The organism is Paracoccus sp. MC1854 (assembly GCF_014164635.1).
GTDB lineage: Bacteria > Pseudomonadota > Alphaproteobacteria > Rhodobacterales > Rhodobacteraceae > Paracoccus.
Window position 1 is genome coordinate 112,877 of the sequence record NZ_JACJFU010000009.1, and the last position, 22,635, is coordinate 135,511.

A 22,635-nucleotide genomic window follows, 5' to 3' on the forward strand; every position below is an offset into this window, starting at 1 on the left:
AGAAGCCGCTGGCCCTTGGTCCGGCGCGCCGCCAATATGAACCGGCGGGAACATCAGGAAAGACATGATGCAGGCGACGATGACCACCATCCTGTCCGTAGCCTTCGCCGGCTATCTCGTCGTCACCGTGACCTACATCATCTCAGAGAACCGCCGCCCCAGCGCGACCTTCGCCTGGATGCTGCTGTTCTTCGTTCTGCCCGGCCTCGGCGTGGTCGTCTACCTGCTGTTCGGGCGCAAGCACCAGGATTTCGGCCAGACCGGCAACCTGATGCGCCAGGAACTTGCCGACCGGCTGAACCCGGTATTCGCGGCACTCGCGCCGGAACACGAGCGGGCGGTGGCCCGCATGGACGCGAACGGCGGGTCGGGGCGCACGCTGGCGCAGCTTGTCTACAACACCAGCCATTCGACGATCACCACCCGCAACGAGGTTCGCATCCTGCATGACGCGAAAGAGGCCTATCCGCCGCTGATCGAGGACATGAAGGCGGCACGCCAGTCCATCCACCTGCAGTATTTCAGCTGGAACACCGACGCGCTGGCCGACGAGCTTTACGAGATCCTGTCCGCCAAGGCCGCCGAGGGCGTGGATGTGCGCATCATCTACGACCCGGTCGGCTCGCTCTTCATGCTCAAGCGGCGTCTCATCAGGAAGATGCGCGCGGCGGGCATCAGGATGGAGCCCTTTTCGAAGCTATGGCGCGTCCACACCATTTCCTATCGCAACCACCGCAAGATCGCGGTCTTCGACGGGGTGGTCGGCCACACGGGCGGGCTGAACATCGGGTGCGAGCATATCAGGCCGCCCGAAGGCTTCGAGACCTGGCGCGACACCAACATCCGCGTCGTGGGCTCGGCCGCGACGCTGCTGCAGGCGGTTTTCGCCGTGGACTGGCACAACGCCACCGGCGAGGACCTTTTCCGGCCCGAAAACTTCTCGCCCGCGACCGACCGGCTGGCCGATGCGCATCTGCCGGTGCAGATGACGCTGTCGGGGCCGGATTCCGAATGGCAAGCGATCCGCCAGCTTTACTTCGCCATGATCACCAGCGCCCGCAAGCGCGTCTACATGCAGTCGCCCTTCTTCATCCTCGACACCAGCATCTCGGAGGCGCTGAAGGCGGCGGCGCTGTCGGGCGTCGACGTGCGGGTGATGATCAGCGAGCGCGGCACCAACCAGCATGTGCCCTACTGGGCCGCCAACACCTACATGGAGGAGATCGCCGCCTCGGGCGCCAGCGTGCTGCTGTATGAACCGGGCTACATGCACGCCAAGACGGTCATCACCGATGGGGTGGTCTGTTCGGTCGGCTCGGCCAACATCGACATCCGCAGCTTCAGCATCAACTATGAACTGAACGCGGTGATCTATGACGCCGGGCTGTCGGAACAGCTTGAAAGGGCGTTCCTTGAGGACAGCAGGCACTGCCGCGCCTTCACGGCCGAGGAATACCGCAGCCGCAACGCCGCGCTGCGCTTTCGCGATTCGGTCGCGCGGCTGTTTTCCCCGCTGATGTGACGGCTCAGCGCCAGGGAAGCTCGACCGCCTCGCCGGGGCTGAGCGGCTGGAAGCACCGGCGGGGAAGGCCACGGGCGTCCAGCACCCGGCGGAGTTCGTGGCAGGGTTCTTCCTGCGCCTCGTAGGTCATCTGAAAGGTGCCCCAGTGATGGCCGAAGGCGCGGCGGGCGCCGGTATCCAGCATGATCTGCACGGCCTCGTTCGGATTGACATGCTGGGCCTGCATGAACCAGCGCGGCTCATAGGCGCCGATGGGCAGGATCGCCACGTCAGGCCGGCCGAAGCGTTCCGGGATACGGGGGAAGATCCTGCCGTCGCCATAGGCGGTGTCGCCGACATGATAAAGGACGCCCCCGCCGGGACTGGTCAGGACAAAGGAACACCACAGCGTCATCCGCCGGTCCGCCACGCCGCGCCCCGACCAGTGGAAGGCCGGTTCCAGATGAACGGCAAGGCGGGGCGACAACACGGCCGTCTCGCCCCAGTCATAGGCTTCGACCCCGGCGCCCGGATCATGGCGGTGGATCAGCACGTCATTGCCCAGGGGCGCAATGATCCTCGGCTCCCACCGGCGCGACAGGCGGATCAGCGCGGGGATGTCCATGTGGTCGTAATGGTTGTGGGTCAGCAGGATCGCGTCGATCGGCGGCAGGTCGTCGAAGCGGATGCCCGGCGGCTGCGCCCGGCGCGGGCCGGTGCCGGGGACAGGTCCCAGCCGGTCGGCATAGACGGGGTCGACCAGCAGGTTCGTCCCCGCCACCTGCACCAGCAGGCTGGCATGGCCAATCATCGCGATCCGCAGCCCGCCATGCCGCTGCGGCGGGCGGTCGAAGCGCGGCTCGGGGGTGACGGGCGGCCAGAAGCGCGCCGTCTTGACCGCGTTCATCCAGGCAAGCTCAAGCAGGCTGTTGGCCTCGGGTTCCCGGGGGGAATGAAAGCGCAGCCCGTCGAAATGGTCGGACACCGGGCCACTGTAGAACGGATTGCGCGGCATGGGCGGGGGGCCTCAGACCCGGCCGAGGCCGATGCCCACGAAAAGCCAGCCCAGACCCTGCGAGATCAGGTCCACCGACAGGAACAGCCCCAGAATCCACAGGCTGTTGACCGGCCATCCGGCCATCACGACCAGCGCCACGATGATGCTGAGGATGCCCATTGCCAGCACCCAGCCCCAGCCCTTGCGCGGCCGTTCACGCATGGCAAGCACGATCCGCACGATCCCCGAGGCGATCAGCATGGCCGCCAGCAGCAGCGTGATGACGGTGGAGGCCAGCAGCGGGTCCATGAAGGCGAAGAGCCCCGCCAGCCCGTAAAGGATGGCAGCGCCGATCAGGAAGATCGCCCGTGTCCAGCCCTTGACGCCAAAGGCCATGACCATCTGCGCCACGGCCCCGGCGATCATCAGGATGCCCACATAATAGACGGTGGCGACAGTGGCGACATACAGGTTGGCGAAGGCGATGATGCCGAGGGCGATCAGCGCGATGCCCAGGACGATGAACCAGCCCCTTCTGCTGCGCAGCGTCTCGGCGTCGCGTTCGGCGTTGGCGGTGATGTCGGTCATGGCCCGGGGACTCCCTTCATGTTCATGCTGCAGGATACAAGGGCGTCGGCAACCTGCAGGCTGTCACAGGATCAACGATGAGAACTGTCGGGGCGTTCCAACCCCTTGGGGATCGTGGCATCCCGATCTTCGTCACGACCATGGAACGAAACCCCGGCGGGGTTTGTTCAGGTGCCATAAGCAACTGCCCTTTCGAAAGGACACCGAAGATGGCCAACAACCCCACCAACGCCCAGAACGACATGAACCAGGCCGCCAAGGACGTGAAGGACGCCGCGCAGGATACTGCCAAGGATGTGAAGCACGGCGTCAACAAGCTGGCCGACGACGCCAAGGACGCGTGGAACGAGGCCACCGGCAACACCAACGCCGACAAGATCAAGAGCGTCGCCGCTGACGTGGCAAACACGGCCAAGGAGCGTGGCGCCGAGTATGTGGACCGCGCCAAGTCCGAGGCTGACCGCCTGTATCGCGAAGGCGAGCGCCGCGCCCATGAGGTGGCGGAATATGCCGGCGATTATTACGACGAGATGTCGGACATGGTCCGCCGCAAGCCCGCGCAGGCGCTGGGCATCGCGGCCGGCATCGGCTTTCTCGTCGGCCTGATCCTCGCGCGTCGCTGATCCGATGTTCGATTACGCGCGCAACATGCAGCTCGCGCTGAGCGACGCGGGCCGGAGGGTCGCCATGAAGGCGGCCGCCGGCGCCGTCTTCGCACTGGCGGCGGGCTTCCTGCTGGCGGCGTTGTGGACGTTCCTTGCGCGCAACCTCGGCTGGGGCCCGCTGGGGGCCTCGCTTGCCATCGGCCTCCTGTTCGTGATCATCGGCGTCGTGCTTCTGTCGATGTCGAAGAAGGTCGAGCACCCGGTGCCCAGCACCGACGAGCTGAAGGCCGAGGTCGAGACGCGGCTGAGCCTCGCCACCGACGCGGCGCTGGAAAAGGCCCGCGTCAAGGCGACCGAGGTCGTGGACACCGTCGAGAACAAGGTGCACACGCTGATGGACAATGCGGCCTACAAGGCCGAGAAGTTCGCCAGCGACGCCGAGGCGAAGGTCCAGGGGTTCACCCGCAATGTCGCCGGGCAGGCGGCACAGAAGGTCGGTCTGACGCCGGGCTTCTTGGCCGAGGCGCAGAACACCGTGGACCGCGTCAAGCATTCGGACATGGCCACGATACCGCCGCTGCTCAGCGCCTTCGCGATCGGGATCGCCATCGCCAACCGGGTCAAGGGCCGCCGCCAGTCGGACGACCGCCACGATTACGACCCGTATGACGACGATGACCAGTACCGCGACGACGACCGCTACGTCTGAGACATGAAAAAGGGCCGCGGATTGCGGCCCTTTTTTCCTGCGGAAATCCTGTTCAGCTATTGGCTTCGCGGATCTTGTCGGCAGCCTGCTTGTCATAGGCGACCCCGGTGCGATCCAGAAGCTGGTCGAGTTCGCCCGACAGCGTCATCTCGGTGATGATGTCGCAGCCGCCGACGAATTCGCCCTTGACGTAAAGCTGCGGCACGGTCGGCCAGTCCGAGAAATCCTTGATGCCCTGCCGCATGTCGTCGCTGGAAAGCACGTTCACGTCGCGGTAGGCCACGCCCATGTAGTTCAGCACGCCAGCGACGCGGCTTGAGAATCCGCATTGCGGAACCTCGCGCGTGCCCTTCATGAACAGCACGACATCGTTGTTGTCGATCAGTTCCTGGATTGCGGTGCGGGTGTCGGTCATTTCGGGTATGTCCCCAAGCAAGTTGCGATCAGTCGGGTGCCTTGGTCGTCAGCGCCAGCGCGTGCAGCGCCCCGGTCGGGCCGTCCATGCGGCCCTTCAGCGCAGCATAGACCATGCGCTGCTGCTGGACCCGGTTCTTGCCGCGGAAGCTTTCATCGACGACCTCGGCGGCATAGTGGTTCCCGTCGCCCGCAAGGTCGGTGATCGTGATCTGGGCCGACGGAAAAGCCTCGCGGATCAACGTTTCGATCTCGTAGGCTTCGATCGCCATGTCACAACCTCCGGGTTCCTCTGCTGCCGTCTGACTTAGGCCGGAGGGAGGGGGGGTGCAAGGGGCGCGCCGGGAACGCGGCGGCCGGACGGTCGTTGATCCCGTGTCACCGGGTTATGGAAGGCTGCACGATGTCGGACCGCAGGCAGGAACGGCTGCAGATGGTCGCCACCCAGATCGAGGCGCGCGGCGTCCGCGACCCCCGGGTGCTGGAGGCGATGCGGCATGTCCCGCGCGAGGCCTTTGTGCCGGGCAGCGGCGCCGATGCCTATGCCGACCGCCCGCTTCCGATCGGCGAGGGGCAGACGATTTCGCAGCCCTATATCGTCGCGGCGATGCTTGAAGCGGCCGAGATCAGCCCGGACGACCGCGTGCTCGAGATCGGCGCGGGTTCCGGCTATGCCGCCGCCGTGGCCGGCAGGCTGGCGCGAGAGGTCATAGCCGTCGAGCGCATCGGACCGCTGGCCGCGGCGGCGCGAGAGCGGCTGGCGCGGCTCGGCTATGAAAACATCGAGATCCGCCATGACGACGGCTCGCGGGGCTGGCCCGAAAAGGGCGCGTTCGATGCGATCCTGGTCGCCGCGGCCGGACCCGAGGTGCCGCCCGCCCTGCTGGCGCAGCTTGCGCCGGGCGGTCGGCTGGTGATGCCGGTCGGGCCGCGACACGCGATGCAGCGGCTGCTGCGCCTGCGTCGGACCCGGGGAGGCATCGAACGGGATGACCTTGGGGCCGTCGCCTTTGTCCCACTCATCGGGGCCGAGGGATTCACCGAGGACATCCGGTTGCCACATGAACATCGCAGAAACGAAGGGACATCCCAATGACCGGATTGCAGATCGAACGCGAGGAAAGCGACAAGGGCGGACGCTATGTCGCCCGGCTGGACGGCGCCGAGGCCGAGATGACCTGGACCGCGTCGGACAGCATCGACATCATCGACCACACCTTTGTCCCGCCCGAGCTGCGCGGCCAATCGGTCGGGCAGGCGCTGGTGGCCCGCGCCGTCGAGGACGCCCGCGCGAACGGGCGCAGGCTGCTGCCGCTTTGCAGCTTTGCCGCCGCGCAGTTCCGCCGCCACCCGGAATGGCACGACATTCTGCCGCATTGAACGCAAACAGTTTTCCGCGCTTCGAGGGTTGACCCATTCATCCCGAATATCCGAGGGTCCGCCCGCCCAGTCCTGCCGCGCGCAACCGGGCGTTGACGACTTCAGGACCGACCGATGCTGATTTCAACCCGCCGCACCATCCTGGCCGCCGCTCTGGCTCTTGCCCTTCCGCCGATTGCCGCCACGGCGCATGAAAAATCGTGGCCGACCGGCCCGGTGCATCTTCATGTCGGATTTCAAACGGGTTCGTCACCCGACACGCTGGCCCGGCTGATCGCCGGGCCCTTGTCCAAGCGGCTGGGGCAGCCGGTGGTGGTCGAGAACAACGAGGGCGAGAGCGGTGTCGCCGGCATCCGGCAGATGCTGGCCGCATCTCCTGACAACCACGCTTTCGCGATCACCAGCAACGGGCCGTTGACAGCCTCTCCGCGATTGATGTCGGACCCGGGCTATGACGTGGTGGCCGACATCGCGCCCGTGGCGCTGATCGCGACCTCGCCGCTGGTCCTGGCGGTGTCGACTGATGCTGCCTACACGGATGTTTCCGGCTTCGTCAGGGCCGCGCAGGCCGAATCCGGGACGATCCGCTACGGCTCGGTCGGGCAAGGGTCGGCCGCCCATCTGACCGCCGAGCTTTTCGCAGCGGCGGCGGGCATCGAGATGCGGCATGTCCCCCTTGCCAGCTACGCCGAGGTCACCAGTTCCATCCTCGAGAACGCCATCGAGGCGGGCTTCATGGCGCCCTCGGCCGCGCTGCCCCATGTCGAGTCCGGCACGATGCGAATCCTTGGCGCCACCTGTGCCGAGGCCTCCCCGCAGATGCCCGAAGCGCCGGTGATGGCGGGGCAGGCGGGCCTGCCCGACGATTTCGGTGCCGAGCTGTGGAACGCCATCATCGCCCCCGCCGGGACCGACCCCCAGGTGATCCGGCGACTGAATGCCATGATCAACGACATCCTTGCCGATCCTGCCCTGCAGGAAGAACTGCTTGGGACGGGATGGCAGGCCCAGGGCGGCACGCCCGCCGACCTGGCCGCGCGGATCGAGGCCGACACAGTCCTTTGGGGCACGATGATCGACAGGATCGCCGCAGCCGACTGAGCCTTCGCCGTAGCGGACCGATGGCACCGCGATCTTTCGGGAAGGGACAACGGCCCCCGGGTTTCCCCTGTATGCCCTGGATGGCCGCCTTCGCGATCTTAGGCAATGCGGAGGAACGCTCGGCCCGGGGCAGCGCGGACCTTCACCGCAGCAGCCTTGCCGAAACGTCCATTGCCCATGAAGGGTCATCTTCAGCATCCCCGCGCTGATGTGACTGATTTGGCATCATACTGTTTTTATTATGGATTTCGACCTTCACCGGAGCTGACCCTGCCAGAAGCAGACTGAATTACCAAGGCATCCGGCGATCTTCGTCATCACTCAGGCAGAATCTTTACCCATGTCGAAGGTTGTCACATGCCGCATCGCGATGCCCCTGATCGCCGCCTCCGCTCGCCTCTTCTTTCCGTAACGGCGCTGACATCGTCTGCGCGCCTGTCGCCCATGCGCAGGAAGTCGTCGAGAACATCGCGCTGGACGAGATCCTGATGACCTCGATCCCGTCCATCGCGACCTCGGTGCAGAACGCCCCCTCCTCGATCACGGTGATCGACCAGAAGGTGATCCAGACCAGCGGCGCACGCGATATTCGCGACCTGCTGCTGACTAGGCCGAGGCGGAACCTGACTTGCAGCAACGACGGCAACTCGGGCGTGTCTTTCCGGGGCCTTTCCAGCAGCCGCACGCTGAGGCTGATCGACGGCAAGCGGGTCAGCACCCGCAACACCCTCGCCCGGAGCTTATGGAGGCGACCTGAAGATCGTCCCGCCAGACGCCAGAGACTGCATCAAGGTCGTGCTGGGACCGATGTCCACGTTTCACGGCTCGGACGCGATGGGCAAGGTCATCAACATCATCACCAGGAAGGGCACCCATGTTTCGGGGCCGCCGCGCGACAACCTCAGCCTCTCGGCAGGCCGGGCGCGCTCGACCTGCGCAACCTCGCACGATCATCGGCGACCCGGACTGACCCCAGGACCTCGGACAACTGCGAGATCGGGTTGAACTATCAGGGTGCGGACACAGGCTGGGAGATCACCGCCTTCCACAACGACATCAAGGACATGCTGGCGTCCGGCGCACCGGCGAGTTCACGCCCGACGGCAGTCCCCTGTTTCAACGCGACAACTTCGACCATGGCAAGACCTCGGGTATGGAGTTCGGGGGCGAGCATTACCTGAACGACGACCTGCTGTGGACGACCTCGGACATCTGGATCGCGAAAACCGAGTTCGAGCATGGTGATTTCGACACCGCCCATCCGATGGCGACGACGACCGGATGGAACGTCGCCACCCGGTTGGCGTGGCAGGCGAGTGACCGGCTGAACCTGTCGGGTCAGGTCATCTATGTCGGCAAGCGGGCCGGTCATGTGGTCGAGGATGACATGGATCTGGGTCCGGGCAAGCAGCCCTCAGTCCCAGACGGGCAGAACAGTGATCCCTGTTACATGGTGGACGTGGCCGCGTGCTGCGATCTGACCGACGGCACGCTGTTCCATGCGAGCGTCGGCAATCTGTCCGACGACCAGCCCAAGGCGGAGGTGGACTATCGCGAGGACGGCTGCCTGTTCAAGATCGGCCTGGCGACCCGCTTCTGAGGGGGCTTCTCGAATGATCGGCCCGACCGGGCTTTCAGCCGTCGCAGGTGATGCGGAAATCATGCGCTGCGGTAGTTCTTCATGCTGTCTGTCGCTTGGTTTGCACAACCCATCGCCTGACCCACGGAAATGCTTGACCGCTGCCGGGCTGCTCATCCATATCCGCGCGACAATCAAGGCCGCATCAAACAGGCCGCCAAGGCCCAGGCAAAGCGGCAGCGACGGGGAGGGATCTCGACATGAGCGGCCTGCTGGCCATGTCCCGCGGCATCGACCGCATCAACACGGTGATCGGACGCAGCGTGAGCTGGCTGATCCTTGTCGCCGTGCTTGTCAGCGCGGGGAACGCGATCATCCGCAAGGTATGGTCGATTTCCTCGAACGCCTGGCTGGAACTGCAATGGTATCTGTTCGGCGCGGCCTTCCTGCTGGCGGCGGCCTATACGCTGCTGGAAAACGAACATATCCGCATCGACATCATCTACGGCGGTCGCTCGCGCCGGACCCAGCACTGGATCGACCTGATCGGGCATGTGCTGTTCCTGATGCCCTTCGTCATCCTGATGATCTGGCTGATGGTGCCTTGGCTGGAACGCTCGATCGCCTCGGGCGAACGGTCCATGAACGCGGGCGGGCTGGTCCTGTGGCCGGCCAAGGCGCTGCTGCTGGCGGGGTTCGTGCTGCTGTTCTTCCAAGGGATATCCGAGATCATCAAGAAGATCGCGGTGATGCGCGGCATCATCCCCGACACGCAGGCGCAGTTCTCGGCCCATGGCGAGGTCGTTATCGACGACAAGCTGCTGTCCGAGGCGGGCTTTGCCGATCCTGATCATCCGCTGACGGACCAGATCGACCATCCCCTTGACCACAGCACCAACCATACCGACCGGGGACCGCGCAAATGATGGAACTGATCGCGCAGAACATGGCGCCGATCATGTTCGCAAGCCTCGTGGTGTTCCTGCTGCTGGGCTACCCCGTCGCCTTCGCGCTGGCCGCCAACGGATTGCTGTTCTTCGTCATCGGGGTGGAACTCGCGCGCCTGTCGGGCGGCAACATCAACCTGTCCTGGAACCTGCTGCAGGCCATGCCCGACAGGCTGTGGGGGTTGTTATCCAACGAGACATTGCTGGCCATCCCCTTCTTCACCTTCATGGGCATCGTGCTTGAGAAATCCGGCATGGCCGAGGATCTGCTCGACACCGTCGGCCAGCTTTTCGGACCCGTGCGGGGCGGCCTTGCCTATGCCGTCATCATCGTCGGCGCCCTGCTGGCGGCGACGACGGGCGTGGTCGCAGCCTCGGTGATCGCGATGGGGTTGATCTCGCTGCCGATCATGCTGCGCTATGGCTATGACCGGCGGATCGCCTCGGGGACCATCGCGGCCTCGGGGACGCTGGCGCAGATCATCCCGCCCAGCCTGGTGCTGATCGTTCTGGCCGACCAGCTCGGCCGGTCGGTGGGCGACATGTACAAGGGCGCCATGATCCCGGGTCTCGTGCTGACCGGGTTCTACATGGCCTATATCTTCGTGATGACGATCATCCGCCCGAACTCGATGCCAGCGCTGCCGAAAGAGGCACGGACGCTGGGTTCCGGCGTGACCTCGCTGCTGGTGGCGCTGGGCCTGACGGGTGCGCTGGCCTATGCGCTGTTCATCTGGATGTATCCGAGCTACGGCACCAACGCGGATATCCTCGCGCCCTCGGCCGCGGTGATCGTGATCTACGTTCTGGCGCTGCTGGATCGGACGCTGAAGACCAACGTGATGAGCCGTCTGGCGCAGCAGGTCATCATCGTCCTGATCCCGCCGCTGGCGCTGATCTTCCTGGTGCTGGGCACGATCTTCCTGGGCATCGCCACGCCGACCGAAGGCGGGGCGATGGGCGCCGTCGGCGCGCTGATCCTGGCCGGGGCCAAGGGCCGGCTGGGCGGCGGGGTGATCCCGCAGGCGCTGACGGCCACGACGCGGCTGTCGTCCTTCGTCATGTTCATCCTGATCGGGGCGCGGGTCTTCTCGCTGACCTTCTACGGGGTGAACGGGCATATCTGGGTCGAGCACCTGCTGACCTCGCTGCCCGGCGGCCAGTATGGCTTCCTGATCGTCGTCTCGATCCTGGTCTTCCTGCTGGCCTTCTTCCTCGACTTCTTCGAACTGGCCTTCATCATCGTGCCGCTGCTGGCGCCGGCGGCGGAAAGCCTGGGGATCGACCTGATCTGGTTCGGCGTGTTGCTGGGAGTGAACATGCAGACCTCGTTCATGCACCCGCCTTTCGGCTTTTCGCTGTTCTTCCTGCGGTCGGTCGCGCCAAAGGTCCCCTACAAGGACAAGGTCACCGGCTTGATGATGGAGCCGGTGCGAACCGGCCAGATCTACTGGGGCGCGGTGCCTTACGTTTGCATCCAGCTGGTGATGGTCGGCATCGTGATGGCCTTCCCCGGCCTGGTCATGCACTACAAGGGCCCGGCGATCGACACCTCGAATGTCGAGGTGAGCTTCCCGGCGGGCAACCTTGGCGGGGGTCTTGGCGGGGGTCTTGGCGGTCTTGGCGGCAACCCCTTCGGCGCGCCCGCTGCGCCCGGGGCGGCGCCGGGTGGCGTCGGCGGCCTGGGCAATCCCTTTGGCGCACCGGCCGCCCCGGCACCGTCCCAACCGGATGCGGCAGCACCTACCGCACCGTTGGCGCCGGCCGGCGGGCTGGGAGGGCTCGGCGCGCCGCCGAACTTCGGTGCGCCCGCTGCGCCCGCGCCTGTCCCGGCGGCCCCTGCACCGGCAGTCCCGGCGCCGGCGTCTGGGAACCTTGGGGCCCTGGATGGCGCGCCGAACTTTGGCGCGCCTGCCGCGGCACCTGCTGTTCCTGCGGCACCGCCAGCCCCTGCGGCTGGTGGCTTGCGTGGTGCCCCGAACTGGGGCGCGGCCCCGGCGACTCCGGGCCAGTCCGGGTCCGCTGCGACCGGAGCGACGACCGAGACGATCACCGTCCCGATCCCACCGGCCCCCGCTGCCAACTGAACAGGAAAGGGCGTCCGCGAGGCGCCCTTTCCATTTGCCGATCTTCCTGCGACCCAAAGTGAAACCGCCGCCCCGAAGGGACGGCGGTGCATTCGGCAAAGGCGGGAAGCCTAGACCTTCCCGTTGCGCTGCTGGATCATCATCATCGTGTCGAAGGTGTAGTCCGTGGTCTGGCTGTAAAGATACCAGTCCGACAGGAACGGCTTCTGCGCGTCCCACATCCGCTTGAACTCGGCGTTCTCGGCCGAAAGCTCGTCATAAACCTGACGCGAGGCGTCGAAGCCCGCCTGCATCACGTCCTCGGGGAAGGGCAGGGGCTGAGCGCCCGACTGCGCCAGGCGCTTCAGCGCGGGCGGGTTCTTGAAGTCGTATTCCGACAGCGTGTTCAGGTCCGTCGCCTGGCAGGCCGAGCGCAGGATCGACTTGTAGACTTCGGGCAGTTCGTTCCACTTGGCGAGGTTGAAGAACATCCCCACCGTCGGCCCGCCTTCCCAGAAGCCGGGATAGTAGTAATAGGGGGCGACCTTCTGGAAGCCCAGCTTCTCGTCGTCATGGGGGCCGACCCATTCGGCGGCATCGATGGTGCCCTTTTCCAGCGCCGGATAGATGTCGCCCCCGGCGATCTGCTGCGGCACCACGCCCAGCTTTTCCACCACGCGGCCTGCAAGGCCCGAGATCCGCATCTTCAGGCCCTGCATGTCCGCCAGCCCGGTGATCTGCTTGCGGTACCAGCCGCCCATCTGCGCGCCGGTGTTGCCGACCGGCAGGCACATCAGGCCATGCTTGACCAGGAATTCGTTATACGCGTCGATCCCGCCGCCGTGATAGTTGTAGGCGGCCTTGCCGCGCGCGTTGAAGGTCCAGGGCAGGTCGGCGCCGCAGGCAAAGGCCGGGTCCTTGCCCCAGCTGTAGTAGCCGACCGAGTTCGCGACCTCGACCGTGCCATCGGTCGCCGCGTCGATGGCTTGCAGGCCGGGGACGATCTCGCCCGCCGCGAAGACCTGCAGGGTGAACTTGCCGTCGGTCATGGCCTTGACGCGCTCGGACACGTCGACGCCGCTGCCGTAGATGGTTTCAAGCGACTTTGGGAAGGACGAGGCAACGCGCCAGGTGATTGCGGGCATCTCCTGCGCGATGGCGGGCGCAGCGAGCGTCGCACCGGCCGCAGCCGCGGCGCCGCCCAGCGAGGCGGTCGTCAGGAACCGGCGGCGGTCGAGTTTGGTCTTGTCGGTCAAATCATGTCCTCCTCTGTGACGGATGTCGGCCTTGACCCGGCCGCCCCCGCTTTATGCGCGCAGATTGCATCTGCGCGGGGGGTCTGTCCACATGGCGCCGCATCGACCTGACGGAAAGTCATCTCGGGCTTTGGCCGCGCTCGCGCGATTGCGTCTTTCCCTTGGCGCAGGACTGTGGAATCGATGCCGCAAAACGATTTGACCGGCAGGGACGGAACGATGGCGACCGCACACGGCAGCGAGGCCGGGCAGGGGCTGCGCATGATCGCGCCGCCGCTGGTCTATGCCGTCGTGATGCTGGCCATCCCGCTGCTGACGATCCTGGCGTTTTCCTTTCTCAAGGACGGCTACCAGACGATCATCCGCGAATTCACGCTGGAAAACTACCGCGCCGTCTGGGCCGACCCGATCTTCCGCACGCTGATGCTGCGGTCGCTGTGGGTGGCGGGGCTGGTGACGCTGGTGACGGTGGTGCTGGCCTTTCCAGTGGCCTATTTCCTGTCCTTCGTCGTGCCGCCGAAGCACAAGGCGATGTGGATCTTCCTCATCACCATCCCCTTCTGGACCAGCTACCTGATCCGCGTCTTCCTGTGGAAGGTGATCCTGGGCTATAACGGCGTCATCAACTCTGGCCTGAAGAACCTCGGGGTCATCGAGCAGCCGCTGGGCTTCCTTCTGTATAATACCGGGTCGATCGTGGTGACTCTGGCCCATGCCTATGCGCCCTTCGCCATCCTGCCGATCTACGTGGCGCTGGAAAAGATCGACCGCTCGCTGCTGGAAGCGGGTCGCGACCTCGGCGAAAGCCGGCTGATGACCTTCTGGCGGGTGACGCTGCCGCTGGCGATGCCGGGCGTCCTGGCGGCGGTGCTGATCGTCTTCATCCCGACCATCGGGGACTACGTCACCCCGACCCTGATCGGCGGCGGCAAGATCCCCATGGTTGCCAACCTCATCCAGGCGCAGATGCTGGACATCGACAACAAGCCCTATGGTTCGGCCATCGCGGTCACGGCCATGGGCATCGTCGCGGTGCTGGCGGTGATCTTCCTGCTGCTCAACCGACGCTTCCTGCGGGTCCGGCAATGAGGGGCGGGGGCCTGCGCGCCTATGCGCTGCTTTACCTGCTGTTCCTTTACGCGCCGATCCTGCTGTTGCCGATCTTCGCCTTCAACTCGGGCACGATCATCGCCTTCCCGCTGCAGGACTTCAGCACCCAGTGGTTCGGGCAAATGTGGGGGAATGCGACCTTGCGGCGGGCGCTGGTGAACTCGCTGACCATCGCGCTGAGTTCGGCGGTGCTGGCGACCTGCCTCGGGATCTTCGCCGCCCGCGCCTCGACCCGCTACCGCTTTCCGGGGAAGGGCGGGGCGTTGGGCCTCATCATGCTGCCGCTGATCCTGCCCGAGATCATCGTCGGCATCTCGCTGCTGGTGGTGCTGCTGGCGGCGGGGGTGCAGCTGTCGATCCTGACCGTCATCATCGGCCACACGCTGATCTGCATGCCCTATGCCGTGGCGATCCTGACGACGGCCTTCTCGTCGCTGGACAAGTCGCTCGAGGAAGCCGCCTACGACCTGGGCGAAACGAAATGGAGCGCCTTCCGTTTGGTCATCCTGCCGCTGGTCATGCCCGGCATCATCTCGGCCATGCTGATGAGCTTCACCATCAGCCTGGACGAGTTCATCATCGCCTTCTTCCTGGCCGGCAACGAGCCCACGCTGCCCACCTACATCTTCAGCCAGCTTCGCTTCCCCAAGTCGATCCCGATGATCATGGCGCTGGGAACGGTGCTGGTCGCCGCCTCGATCGCGCTGCTGGCGGTCGCAGAATATTTCCGCCGTCGCGGCGCCGCCCGCACCGGCCAGACGAGCAGCGGAGGGTTGCTTTGAACGCCCGAAACCCCATGCCTGTGGCGCGCGAGGGCGGGCCCGCCCGCGACGAGCACGGCCGTCCGACACCGATTGAGACGCGCCGGGCGATGATCGAGTGCCGGAACGTCCACAAGTATTACGGCGATTACCACGCCCTGCGCGGCATCGACCTGACCATCCGCGAGGCCGAGTTCTTCTCGCTCCTCGGCCCGTCGGGCTGCGGCAAGACCACGCTTCTGCGGACCATCGCAGGGTTCGAGGACATCGGCTCGGGTGTCGTGCTGATCGACGGCAAGGACATGGCGAACGTGCCCGCCAACGTCCGGCCGACGAACATGGTCTTCCAGTCCTATGCCATCTTCCCCCACCTGACCGTGGCCGAGAACGTGGCCTTCGGATTGCGCCGCGATCCTCGCTCGCGCGCCGAAAAGGCGAAGGCGGTCGAGGAAGCGCTGGCGATGGTCGGCCTGCACGGCTACGGCGGGCGGGCGGCGCACGCGCTGTCGGGCGGGCAGCGCCAGCGGGTGGCCCTGGCCCGCGCCCTCATCCTCAAGCCCAAGGTGCTGCTGCTGGACGAGCCGCTGTCGGCGCTGGACCGCAAGATGCGCGAGCAGATGCAGGTCGAACTGATCAAGCTGCAGCGGCAGGTCGGCATCACCTTCGTGCTGGTCACCCATGACCAGGAGGAAGCGCTGGTCATGTCCGACCGCATCGCCGTCATGTTCGAGGGCGAGATCGCGCAGCTCGACAACGCCGAAGCGCTTTACACCCGCCCCGTCAGCCGCCGGGTCGCGGATTTCATCGGGGTGATGAACTTCCTGCCCGCCCATATCCTGGGCGAAAGGGGGCAGGGGGTGAGGGTCGATGTCCCCGGCTTCGGCGAGTTCGACATCCCCGCCGCCAATGTCAGCCGCGCCGATGCGGGCGACAGCGGCCCCTCGGTCGGCTTCCGCCCCGAGGCCGTGACGCTGCTGCCCCGCGACGCCCCCGCGCCGGACCGCGAGACCTCTGCCGTGATCGAGGAAATGGTCTATTACGGTGACATGACGTATTACGACGTGCGGCTGGACGGAGCCGACCGCTTCGACGGCCAGGCGCATCAGGTCCGCATCTCGATGCGCAACGTCTTCGGTCGCGACCTGCCGGACCTCGGCACCCGCACTCGCGTAAGCTGGTCGCCAGGCTCGCTGATCCTGTTCCGGTAGGGACGGCCCGGCGCGCCGGGCCGTGCCAAGGGTTCAGGCGGCGTCCAGCGCCTTGACGATGGGACCGAAATCCGCGGCCTTGAGGCTTGCGCCCCCCACCAGCGCCCCGTCGACATTGGCGATGGCGAAGATTTCGGCGGCGTTCGACGGCTTGACGCTGCCGCCGTAAAGCAGGCGGAACCCGGCCCCGTCACCAAAGCGGGCCACCAACGCATCGCGCATGGCTGCATGGACCTCGGCAATCTGGTCGCTCGTGGGCGTGCGGCCGGTGCCGATGGCCCAGACAGGCTCATAGGCGATCACGGTGTTCCCGGCGGTGGCGCAATCCGGGACCGAGCCCGCAAGCTGGCGCGCGATCACGTCCAGCGTCTCGCCCGCGTCGCGTTGCGCCTCGGTTTCGCCGACGCAGATGACGCTGGTGATGCCGGCGCGATGAGCGGCCACGGCTTTGGCCGAAACGGCCTCATCCGTCTCGTCGTGATCGGCCCGGCGTTCCGAATGGCCGACGATCACATGGGTCGCGCCCGCATCCCGCAGTTGCTCGGCCGAGATGTCGCCGGTATGCGCGCCCGCTTCCTTCGCGTGGCAGTCCTGCCCGCCGACGGCAACGGTGCCTTGCCTGACGCGCTCGGCCATCGGGCGCAGCAGCGTGGCGGGCGGGCAGATCAGCATCTCGACCCCCGCACCCGCGCAGTCGCGCATCAGCATCTCGACCTCCGCCAGCGCGGCGAGGGTTCCATTCATCTTCCAGTTTCCGGCAGCGAGCTTGCGGGGCGACATCAGATCCTCCTGTAAGGTCGGCCTTGGCCTAGCCCGTCAGGTCAAGGCGGATCAAGGCCCCGTGCCGCGCGTCACCGCCGCGCAGGGACGTTGCCCCATCGGCGTACACGACGATCCCAGGATATTTGCCCGAAGAAGAAGCGTCGTCCGGTCAAGAAAGGCACAGTCCGTCTTTCGGCCTGAAATATCCCCGCCGGAGGCTCCGGCGCTGACGAAGGGCCGCCCTCAGCTGTCGCGGCGCGCAGCCGAGCCTTCCAGAGGCTCGAACCGGACCGATTCCCCGCAGCCGCAGCTATCGGTGACATTGGGGTTCACGAAGCGGAAGCCGCTGTCCAGAAGCCCGGTCTGGTAATCGATCTGGGTGCCGAACAGGAACATCTGTGCCGTGGGTGCGATCAGCACGCGGGCGGCGCCTTGTTCCACCACCTCGTCATTGGGCAGGGCGGTCTCGGCCAGTTCCATCGTGTATTCCATCCCCGCGCAGCCGCCCTTCTTCAGCCCGATCCGCAGGCCCGATGCGCCCTTGTCGGCCATGAGCCGGGCGATCCGCACCTCGGCGGCGGGAGTGATGGTGACAGGGGACTTGCCGGGGATCGAGAACATGAGGAGGCCTTTCGCGCTTGCCACCAAGATAGGAAGGGACAGCGTCAGGCTCAAGCCGCGCCTGCATGGCCGCATCAACCCCGGCGGCCTGTCATCGGCCGCCGAGTTGCGGCCGGTGCCCTGCATCTGCTACATGCGCCAGTCTCATGCCCAATCCGCTGCCCCCTCATACTGATACACCGATGACGGTCGGAATGCCCCTGAACCGCTGCGACAACGATCCGGCCGTCCGGGCGGCCCGTTTGTCCGTGGCCCCCATGATGGACTGGACTGACCGCGCCTGCCGAGGGTTCCACCGGCTGCTCAGCCGGCGGGCGCTGCTTTATACCGAAATGGTGACGGCGCCCGCCGTCATCCATGGCGACCGTGCGCGGCTTCTGGACCATCACGCGGCCGAGCATCCGGTGGCGCTGCAGCTTGGCGGTTCGGACCCGGCCGAACTGCGCGAGGCCACGCGGATCGCAGCCGACTGGGGTTACGACGAGATCAACCTGAACGTCGGCTGCCCCAGCGACCGGGTGCAGTCGGGCTGCTTCGGGGCCGTGCTGATGAAGACCCCCGGATTGGTCGCCGATTGCGTCGGCGCCATGCAGGCTGTCAGCCCCGTCGCGGTCACGGTGAAATGCCGCATCGGCGTGGACGAGCAGGAGCCTGCCGAGGTGCTGCCCGCCTTTCTGGAAACGCTTGCCGCCGCGGGGGTGCGCCGCGTCACCATCCATGCCCGCAAGGCCTGGCTGCAGGGGCTCAGCCCGCGCGAGAACCGCGAGATCCCGCCGCTCGACTATCCGCTGGTCCATGCGATGAAGGCGGCGTTCCCGTCGCTGCACCTGTCAGTTAACGGCGGCATCGGCTCGCTGCAGGCGGCAGAAGCGCATCTTGGGGCGATGGACGGCGTCATGATCGGTCGCGCGGCCTATCATGAGCCGTGGAACATCCTCGGGGCGGCGGACCGGCTTTGGGGCGACGAGCCGCCCTTTGCCGAACCGGTGGAAGCTGCGCTGGCCATGCGCGAACTGATCGCGCGGCACATCGGGGCGGGCGGGCGGATGCACCAGATCACCCGGCACATGCTGGGATTGTTCCACGGTCGTCCCGGCGCCAGGGCGTGGAAGCGCATCCTGTCCGAGCGCGGCGCGACCGGAACGCTTGAGGATTACGGTGTCGCGCTGGCCGCGGTCAGCGGCTAGTCAGGCGCTGCGGCTTGTGGCCTGCGGGTCCACGCCGATGACCAGGCTGCCGCGGTAGCCATCGCCCGCCGCCTCCATCCCGGCGAAGGCGCCGGGGCCTGCACGCCGCGCGATCCCGTCGTTCCCGTTGAAGGTGTCGCGTTCCGCCCGCCGCCCGGCATAGGGCTGCATCTGATCATACATCCGCCGGGACAGCGTGTCGGGAAAGAAGATCTGGCCGGTCAGCACGTTGGTGTCATCAAGATACACCTTGTGGTGGATATGGGTGGTGCGTCCCCGGTACCAGCCCGGATAGATCGTCCTGAAGGTGACGATCCCGTGCTCGTCCGCCATCTGGGTGCCGCGCAGGAAGGTTTCCCCCGCGGTATCCTGTCCGGCGACGTTGGAATAGACGCCGAGCGCATCGCAATGCCAGATGTCCACGCGCGCTTGCGGGATGGGGCGGCAGGATGCGTCCACGATCTGGACCGCCATCTCCAGTGGAAGGCCCGGTCTGCCTTCGGTCACGTCGGCGCGGACCATCCTCCGGTCAAGGTAGAACGGGCCTTCCGTCACATCGACGCCAAGCAGGCAGACATTGGGCGAGATGAGGCCCGCCGAGGCGGCCGCGTTCCCCTGTGCGACGGTCGGGCGGGCACCCAGCATCGCGGCGGACGTGGCCGCAAGCGCGGCAAGCAGCGCGCGACGGGTCGGATCATGTGGGGCCATGGGGCTGCCTCTGCTGCTGGCCCGCAACCGCGGGCGGCAGGTTCAGGACGGCAGCTGGGAAGACCCAAGTCAAGCCGCGCCGCCGCATCTCGCGCGGTTGTGGTTTTCGGTCAGGTCTTCTCGGCCGCCTTTGCCGCGTCCCACAGCGCGTCCATCTCTTCCAGCGTCGAATCCTGGGGGCGGCGGCTCTGCGCGGCCAGCGCGGCCTCGATCGACTGGAAGCGGCGGGTGAACTTGGCGTTCGCGCCGCGCAGCGCCTCCTCGGGGTCGATCCTGAGGTGGCGGGCGAGGTTCGCCATCACGAACAGCAGGTCGCCAAATTCCTCGGCGAGATGCCCGGGGTCGGCGCTGTCGCGGGCGGCGACCAGCTCGGCGGTTTCCTCGCGCAGCTTGTCCAGCACCTGGTCCGTCGCGGGCCAGTCGAAGCCGACGCGGGCGGCGCGGTTCTGCAGCTTGACCGCCCGGGTCAGGGCAGGAAGCCCCAGCGCCACGCCGTCCAGCGTGCCGCGTTCCGCCTTGGCGGCGCGTTCCTGCGCCTTGATCGCCTCCCAGTCCTTCACCTGCTGCTCGGCGGATTTCTCGCGCGATTCGTCGCCGAAGACATGGGGGTGGCGGGCCACCAGCTTGTCCGAGATCGCGCGGGCGGCATCGGCGAAATCGAACATCCCCTTCTCAGAAGCCATCTGTGCGTGGAACACCACCTGCAGCAGCAGGTCGCCCAACTCGCCCGGCAGTTCGTCCCAAGCCTGCCGCGCGATGGCGTCGGCAACCTCGTGGGCTTCCTCGATGGTGGAAGGGGCGATGGTGGCGAAGTCCTGCTCGATGTCCCAGGGGCAGCCGGTCCGGGGGTCGCGCAGGGCGGCCATGATGGCGATCAGGCGGCGGGTTTCCTCGGATGCGTCGGACATGGAGATTGCCTCCCTGAGATAGACTGCCGCCCAAAGACACGAGCGGAGGGAGAGAGTCCACCATCCGCCCCCGCAGTCGTGACCTGGCGTTGGCCCAACAGCGGCGGCTGTTTCTGGACAAGGGCTGCTTGCGCGACTAGGTTCCGCGCCAATCCGCCGCCCGGCGCCTTTCGGCCCGGCGCTTCCAGACCCTTCGACAAGGATCGCCCATGTTCGTCTCCCCCGCCTTTGCCCAGGCCGCGGCACCCGCCGCCGGCGGCGGCGCAGCCTTCGCCCAGTTCATCCCGCTGATTCTGGTCTTCCTGATCATGTATTTCCTGATCATGCGGCCGCAGCAGAAGAAGATGAAGCTGCACCGCCAGATGATCGAGACGCTGAAAAAGGGCGACACCGTCATCACCCAGGGCGGCATCATCGGCAAGGTCATGGCCGTGCGCGACGACGAGGTCGAGGTCGAGATCGCCACCGGCGTCCGCATCCGCGTCGTCCGCCCCACTATCGCGCAGGTGGTCAACCGCACCGCCCCCGCCGCCGCGAACGCGTAAGGCGCGGCCGCCATGCTGCAGATCCCGACCTGGAAGCGCATCCTGATCCTCGCCCTCGTGGCCCTCGGGCTGCTTTATGCGATGCCCAACCTGTTCTACGGGCGGGTCGAGGCGCATAACGACGCCATCGTCGAGGCCGGACGGGCGGGGTTCGAGACGCCCGAACAGGCGGCGGCCCGGTCGCTGTGGCCGGACTGGCTGCCCTCGACGCTGGTGAACCTCGGGCTTGACCTGCGGGGCGGGGCGCATCTTCTGGGCGAGATCAATGTCGACGAGGTCTATCAGTCGCGCATGACTGCGCTGTGGCCGGAACTGCGCGATGCGCTGGCGGCCGAGCGCGACAGCTTAGGCGGCGTCCGCCGGGTTCCGGGGCCTCCTGACCAGTTGCATGTCGAGATCGGCAATCCTGACCAGATGTCCCGCGCGGTGCAGATCGCGCGGACCTTCGCGGCGCCGGTGGTGTCGCTGACGGGGGCAGGGGCCTCGACCCTCGACGTCACGGCAAGCGGACCCACCCTGATCGTGCAGCTTTCGGCGGCCGAAAAGGCCGCGACCGACGACCGCACCATCCAGCAGTCGCTGGAGATCGTGCGCCGCCGCGTGGACGAGGTCGGCACCCGCGAGCCGACGATCCAGCGGCAGGGCCAGGATCGCATCCTGATTCAGGTGCCCGGCATCGGCTCGGCCGAGGAGTTGAAGGAACTGATCGGAACCACCGCCAAGCTGACCTTCAACCCGGTCGTCGGGCGCGGCACCGATCCGAACGTGCAGGCGGGCCTTGGCAACATCGTCGTGCCGTCCATGGACGAGCCCGGCGTCTATTACACGCTGGCCGAGGCGCCCGTCGTCACCGGCGAGGACCTGACCGACGCGCGGCCCAGCTTCGATCAGAACGGCCAGCCTTCCGTGGATTTCCGCTTCGGTCCGCAGGGTGCGCGCCGCTTCGGGGCCTATACCACGGCCAACATCGGCCAGCCCTTTGCCATCGTGCTGGACGAACAGGTGATCTCGGCACCGGTGATCCGGCAGGCGATCACCACCGGCTCGGGCCAGATCTCGGGCGCGATGTCGGTTGAGGAGTCCACGCAACTGGCCGTGCTGCTGCGGGCGGGCGCCCTGCCGGCCGAGATGACCTTCCTCGAGGAACGCACCATCGGTCCGGAACTGGGCCAGGATTCGATCGACGCCGGCAGCAAGGCGGCCACCATCGCGACCGTTCTGGTCGTGGCCTACATGGTGGCCAGCTACGGGCTGTTCGGGGTCTTCGCCTCGATCGCCGTTGTCGTCAACGTCATCCTGATCCTCGCGATCATGGGAGCGATGGGGGCCACGCTGACGCTGCCCGGCATCGCGGGGATCGTGCTGACCGTGGGCACGGCGGTGGACGCCAACGTCATCATCTACGAGCGCATCCGCGAGGAACTGCGGGCCGGCAAGCGCGTGGTGAAGGCCATCGACGACGGCTTCAACGAGGCGATGAGCGCGATCATCGACGCCAACGTCACCACCTTCATCGCCGCGCTGGTGATGTTCTTCCTCGGCTCGGGGCCGGTGAAGGGCTTCGCGGTCACGCTGGTCATCGGCATCGCGACCTCGGTCTTCACCGCGATCTACCTGACGCGGCTGCTGATCATAATCTGGCTGGAACGCCGCCGCCCGACCGAACTGGTCCTGTAAGGGGA

General features: G+C 66.5%; 25 protein-coding genes and 1 pseudogene. 16 read left to right on the forward strand and 10 right to left on the reverse strand.

Features of this window, described 5'->3' with window-relative positions; all coding sequences use genetic code 11:
- The first annotated feature begins 64 nt into the window (after positions 1–64).
- On the forward strand, positions 65–1,522 hold the full coding sequence (gene cls, locus H5395_RS09815; protein ID WP_182792394.1) for a cardiolipin synthase: 1,458 nt from the start codon (positions 65–67) through the stop codon (positions 1,520–1,522).
- A 4-nt stretch (positions 1,523–1,526) separates the two neighbouring features.
- Here the strand turns inward: cls and H5395_RS09820 are convergent, their stop codons facing one another.
- A complete protein-coding gene (locus H5395_RS09820; protein WP_182792395.1) occupies positions 1,527–2,516 on the reverse strand; it encodes an MBL fold metallo-hydrolase in 990 nt (329 codons plus the stop codon).
- A gap of 12 nt (positions 2,517–2,528) precedes the next feature.
- Positions 2,529–3,086, reverse strand: a complete 558-nt coding sequence (locus H5395_RS09825) for an HdeD family acid-resistance protein (RefSeq protein WP_182792396.1) — start codon at positions 3,084–3,086, stop codon at positions 2,529–2,531.
- Between the two features lie 209 nt (positions 3,087–3,295).
- Here H5395_RS09825 and H5395_RS09830 point away from each other — a divergent pair, with 209 nt between their 5' ends.
- A complete protein-coding gene (locus tag H5395_RS09830) occupies positions 3,296–3,709 on the forward strand; it encodes a YqjD family protein (protein WP_182792397.1) in 414 nt (137 codons plus the stop codon).
- A 4-nt stretch (positions 3,710–3,713) separates the two neighbouring features.
- Positions 3,714–4,400 carry a phage holin family protein gene (locus H5395_RS09835; RefSeq protein WP_182792398.1) on the forward strand — a complete coding sequence of 229 codons (687 nt, stop codon included), beginning with the start codon at positions 3,714–3,716 and terminating at the stop codon, positions 4,398–4,400.
- Positions 4,401–4,452: 52 nt separating this feature from the next.
- Here the strand turns inward: H5395_RS09835 and grxD are convergent, their stop codons facing one another.
- Positions 4,453–4,815, reverse strand: coding sequence for a Grx4 family monothiol glutaredoxin (gene grxD / locus H5395_RS09840; RefSeq protein ID WP_182792399.1), 363 nt, complete (start codon positions 4,813–4,815; stop codon positions 4,453–4,455).
- Between the two features lie 28 nt (positions 4,816–4,843).
- On the reverse strand, positions 4,844–5,086 hold the full coding sequence (locus tag H5395_RS09845) for a BolA/IbaG family iron-sulfur metabolism protein (protein ID WP_182792400.1): 243 nt from the start codon (positions 5,084–5,086) through the stop codon (positions 4,844–4,846).
- Between the two features lie 131 nt (positions 5,087–5,217).
- On the opposite strand from H5395_RS09845, the gene H5395_RS09850 reads away from it, so the two are divergent.
- The 4 genes and pseudogenes from H5395_RS09850 to H5395_RS19470 form a co-directional block, all read left to right on the forward strand.
- Positions 5,218–5,910: a protein-L-isoaspartate(D-aspartate) O-methyltransferase gene (locus H5395_RS09850; RefSeq protein WP_182792401.1), complete on the forward strand. Its 693-nt coding sequence runs from the start codon at positions 5,218–5,220 to the stop codon at positions 5,908–5,910.
- Entirely contained in the window at positions 5,907–6,194 is a 288-nt protein-coding gene (locus tag H5395_RS09855; protein ID WP_182792402.1) for a GNAT family N-acetyltransferase, read from the forward strand. Before H5395_RS09850 ends, H5395_RS09855 begins: the two co-directional genes overlap by 4 nt.
- Before the next feature lie 114 nt (positions 6,195–6,308).
- Positions 6,309–7,295 carry a tripartite tricarboxylate transporter substrate binding protein gene (locus H5395_RS09860; protein ID WP_182792403.1) on the forward strand — a complete coding sequence of 329 codons (987 nt, stop codon included), beginning with the start codon at positions 6,309–6,311 and terminating at the stop codon, positions 7,293–7,295.
- 488 nt (positions 7,296–7,783) lie between these two features.
- Positions 7,784–7,963, forward strand: a pseudogene (locus H5395_RS19470) (TonB-dependent receptor plug domain-containing protein); the annotation flags it as partial.
- 341 nt (positions 7,964–8,304) lie between these two features.
- On the opposite strand, the gene H5395_RS18925 reads toward H5395_RS19470, so the two are convergent.
- Positions 8,305–8,433 (reverse strand): hypothetical protein, encoded by a 129-nt coding sequence (locus H5395_RS18925; RefSeq protein WP_255440594.1) that lies wholly within the window; start codon positions 8,431–8,433, stop codon positions 8,305–8,307.
- A gap of 15 nt (positions 8,434–8,448) precedes the next feature.
- Here H5395_RS18925 and H5395_RS09870 point away from each other — a divergent pair, with 15 nt between their 5' ends.
- From H5395_RS09870 to H5395_RS09880, 3 genes are all read left to right on the forward strand, one after another.
- Entirely contained in the window at positions 8,449–8,895 is a 447-nt protein-coding gene (locus H5395_RS09870) for a hypothetical protein (RefSeq protein WP_182792405.1), read from the forward strand.
- Between the two features lie 239 nt (positions 8,896–9,134).
- Positions 9,135–9,800, forward strand: a complete 666-nt coding sequence (locus tag H5395_RS09875; RefSeq protein WP_182792406.1) for a TRAP transporter small permease subunit — start codon at positions 9,135–9,137, stop codon at positions 9,798–9,800.
- Positions 9,797–11,908: a TRAP transporter large permease subunit gene (locus H5395_RS09880; protein ID WP_255440595.1), complete on the forward strand. Its 2,112-nt coding sequence runs from the start codon at positions 9,797–9,799 to the stop codon at positions 11,906–11,908. Before H5395_RS09875 ends, H5395_RS09880 begins: the two co-directional genes overlap by 4 nt.
- Positions 11,909–12,018: 110 nt before the next feature.
- Here the strand turns inward: H5395_RS09880 and H5395_RS09885 are convergent, their stop codons facing one another.
- On the reverse strand, positions 12,019–13,143 hold the full coding sequence (locus tag H5395_RS09885; RefSeq protein WP_182792407.1) for a TRAP transporter substrate-binding protein: 1,125 nt from the start codon (positions 13,141–13,143) through the stop codon (positions 12,019–12,021).
- A gap of 219 nt (positions 13,144–13,362) precedes the next feature.
- Here H5395_RS09885 and H5395_RS09890 point away from each other — a divergent pair, with 219 nt between their 5' ends.
- From H5395_RS09890 to H5395_RS09900, 3 genes are all read left to right on the forward strand, one after another.
- Positions 13,363–14,232, forward strand: coding sequence for an ABC transporter permease (locus H5395_RS09890; protein WP_182792408.1), 870 nt, complete (start codon positions 13,363–13,365; stop codon positions 14,230–14,232).
- Positions 14,229–15,035, forward strand: coding sequence for an ABC transporter permease (locus tag H5395_RS09895; RefSeq protein ID WP_182792409.1), 807 nt, complete (start codon positions 14,229–14,231; stop codon positions 15,033–15,035). Before H5395_RS09890 ends, H5395_RS09895 begins: the two co-directional genes overlap by 4 nt.
- A gap of 89 nt (positions 15,036–15,124) precedes the next feature.
- Positions 15,125–16,222, forward strand: coding sequence for an ABC transporter ATP-binding protein (locus H5395_RS09900; RefSeq protein ID WP_182792441.1), 1,098 nt, complete (start codon positions 15,125–15,127; stop codon positions 16,220–16,222).
- A 33-nt stretch (positions 16,223–16,255) separates the two neighbouring features.
- On the opposite strand, the gene tpiA is transcribed toward H5395_RS09900, so the two are convergent.
- Positions 16,256–17,002, reverse strand: a complete 747-nt coding sequence (tpiA, locus tag H5395_RS09905) for a triose-phosphate isomerase (protein ID WP_182792410.1) — start codon at positions 17,000–17,002, stop codon at positions 16,256–16,258.
- Between the two features lie 225 nt (positions 17,003–17,227).
- The gene (locus H5395_RS09910; RefSeq protein ID WP_182792411.1) at positions 17,228–17,605 is read right to left on the reverse strand and encodes an iron-sulfur cluster assembly accessory protein; all 378 of its coding nucleotides are present in this window, start codon (positions 17,603–17,605) and stop codon (positions 17,228–17,230) included.
- A 257-nt stretch (positions 17,606–17,862) separates the two neighbouring features.
- On the opposite strand from H5395_RS09910, the gene dusA reads away from it, so the two are divergent.
- Complete coding sequence (gene dusA, locus H5395_RS09915) at positions 17,863–18,792, forward strand: tRNA dihydrouridine(20/20a) synthase DusA (RefSeq protein WP_370576432.1); 930 nt, start codon at positions 17,863–17,865, stop codon at positions 18,790–18,792.
- Here dusA and H5395_RS09920 read toward each other — a convergent pair whose 3' ends face one another.
- Both H5395_RS09920 and mazG read right to left on the reverse strand, forming a co-directional pair.
- Positions 18,793–19,500, reverse strand: coding sequence for an intradiol ring-cleavage dioxygenase (locus H5395_RS09920; protein WP_182792413.1), 708 nt, complete (start codon positions 19,498–19,500; stop codon positions 18,793–18,795).
- Positions 19,501–19,610: 110 nt separating this feature from the next.
- The gene (mazG, locus tag H5395_RS09925; RefSeq protein ID WP_182792414.1) at positions 19,611–20,408 is read right to left on the reverse strand and encodes a nucleoside triphosphate pyrophosphohydrolase; all 798 of its coding nucleotides are present in this window, start codon (positions 20,406–20,408) and stop codon (positions 19,611–19,613) included.
- A 209-nt stretch (positions 20,409–20,617) separates the two neighbouring features.
- On the opposite strand from mazG, the gene yajC reads away from it, so the two are divergent.
- Together yajC and secD are read left to right on the forward strand one after the other, a co-directional pair.
- The gene (gene yajC / locus H5395_RS09930) at positions 20,618–20,953 is read left to right on the forward strand and encodes a preprotein translocase subunit YajC (protein WP_182792415.1); all 336 of its coding nucleotides are present in this window, start codon (positions 20,618–20,620) and stop codon (positions 20,951–20,953) included.
- A gap of 12 nt (positions 20,954–20,965) precedes the next feature.
- Complete coding sequence (gene secD, locus H5395_RS09935) at positions 20,966–22,630, forward strand: protein translocase subunit SecD (protein ID WP_182792416.1); 1,665 nt, start codon at positions 20,966–20,968, stop codon at positions 22,628–22,630.
- The last annotated feature ends 5 nt before the right edge of the window (positions 22,631–22,635 follow it).

Bases quoted from the DNA above. Each gene is read 5' to 3' on its own strand.
- cls (WP_182792394.1), top strand. From the start codon at position 65: ATGATGCAGGCGACGATGACCACCATCCTGTCCGTAGCCTTCGCCGGC.
- H5395_RS09820 (WP_182792395.1), bottom strand. From the start codon at position 2,516: ATGCCGCGCAATCCGTTCTACAGTGGCCCGGTGTCCGACCATTTCGAC.
- H5395_RS09825 (WP_182792396.1), bottom strand. From the start codon at position 3,086: ATGACCGACATCACCGCCAACGCCGAACGCGACGCCGAGACGCTGCGC.
- H5395_RS09830 (WP_182792397.1), top strand. From the start codon at position 3,296: ATGGCCAACAACCCCACCAACGCCCAGAACGACATGAACCAGGCCGCC.
- H5395_RS09835 (WP_182792398.1), top strand. From the start codon at position 3,714: ATGTTCGATTACGCGCGCAACATGCAGCTCGCGCTGAGCGACGCGGGC.
- grxD (WP_182792399.1), bottom strand. From the start codon at position 4,815: ATGACCGACACCCGCACCGCAATCCAGGAACTGATCGACAACAACGAT.
- H5395_RS09845 (WP_182792400.1), bottom strand. From the start codon at position 5,086: ATGGCGATCGAAGCCTACGAGATCGAAACGTTGATCCGCGAGGCTTTT.
- H5395_RS09850 (WP_182792401.1), top strand. From the start codon at position 5,218: ATGTCGGACCGCAGGCAGGAACGGCTGCAGATGGTCGCCACCCAGATC.
- H5395_RS09855 (WP_182792402.1), top strand. From the start codon at position 5,907: ATGACCGGATTGCAGATCGAACGCGAGGAAAGCGACAAGGGCGGACGC.
- H5395_RS09860 (WP_182792403.1), top strand. From the start codon at position 6,309: ATGCTGATTTCAACCCGCCGCACCATCCTGGCCGCCGCTCTGGCTCTT.
- H5395_RS18925 (WP_255440594.1), bottom strand. From the start codon at position 8,433: ATGGTCGAAGTTGTCGCGTTGAAACAGGGGACTGCCGTCGGGCGTGAA.
- H5395_RS09870 (WP_182792405.1), top strand. From the start codon at position 8,449: ATGGAGTTCGGGGGCGAGCATTACCTGAACGACGACCTGCTGTGGACG.
- H5395_RS09875 (WP_182792406.1), top strand. From the start codon at position 9,135: ATGAGCGGCCTGCTGGCCATGTCCCGCGGCATCGACCGCATCAACACG.
- H5395_RS09880 (WP_255440595.1), top strand. From the start codon at position 9,797: ATGATGGAACTGATCGCGCAGAACATGGCGCCGATCATGTTCGCAAGC.
- H5395_RS09890 (WP_182792408.1), top strand. From the start codon at position 13,363: ATGGCGACCGCACACGGCAGCGAGGCCGGGCAGGGGCTGCGCATGATC.
- H5395_RS09895 (WP_182792409.1), top strand. From the start codon at position 14,229: ATGAGGGGCGGGGGCCTGCGCGCCTATGCGCTGCTTTACCTGCTGTTC.
- H5395_RS09900 (WP_182792441.1), top strand. From the start codon at position 15,125: ATGATCGAGTGCCGGAACGTCCACAAGTATTACGGCGATTACCACGCC.
- tpiA (WP_182792410.1), bottom strand. From the start codon at position 17,002: ATGTCGCCCCGCAAGCTCGCTGCCGGAAACTGGAAGATGAATGGAACC.
- H5395_RS09910 (WP_182792411.1), bottom strand. From the start codon at position 17,605: ATGTTCTCGATCCCCGGCAAGTCCCCTGTCACCATCACTCCCGCCGCC.
- dusA (WP_370576432.1), top strand. From the start codon at position 17,863: ATGATGGACTGGACTGACCGCGCCTGCCGAGGGTTCCACCGGCTGCTC.
- H5395_RS09920 (WP_182792413.1), bottom strand. From the start codon at position 19,500: ATGGCCCCACATGATCCGACCCGTCGCGCGCTGCTTGCCGCGCTTGCG.
- mazG (WP_182792414.1), bottom strand. From the start codon at position 20,408: ATGTCCGACGCATCCGAGGAAACCCGCCGCCTGATCGCCATCATGGCC.
- yajC (WP_182792415.1), top strand. From the start codon at position 20,618: ATGTTCGTCTCCCCCGCCTTTGCCCAGGCCGCGGCACCCGCCGCCGGC.
- secD (WP_182792416.1), top strand. From the start codon at position 20,966: ATGCTGCAGATCCCGACCTGGAAGCGCATCCTGATCCTCGCCCTCGTG.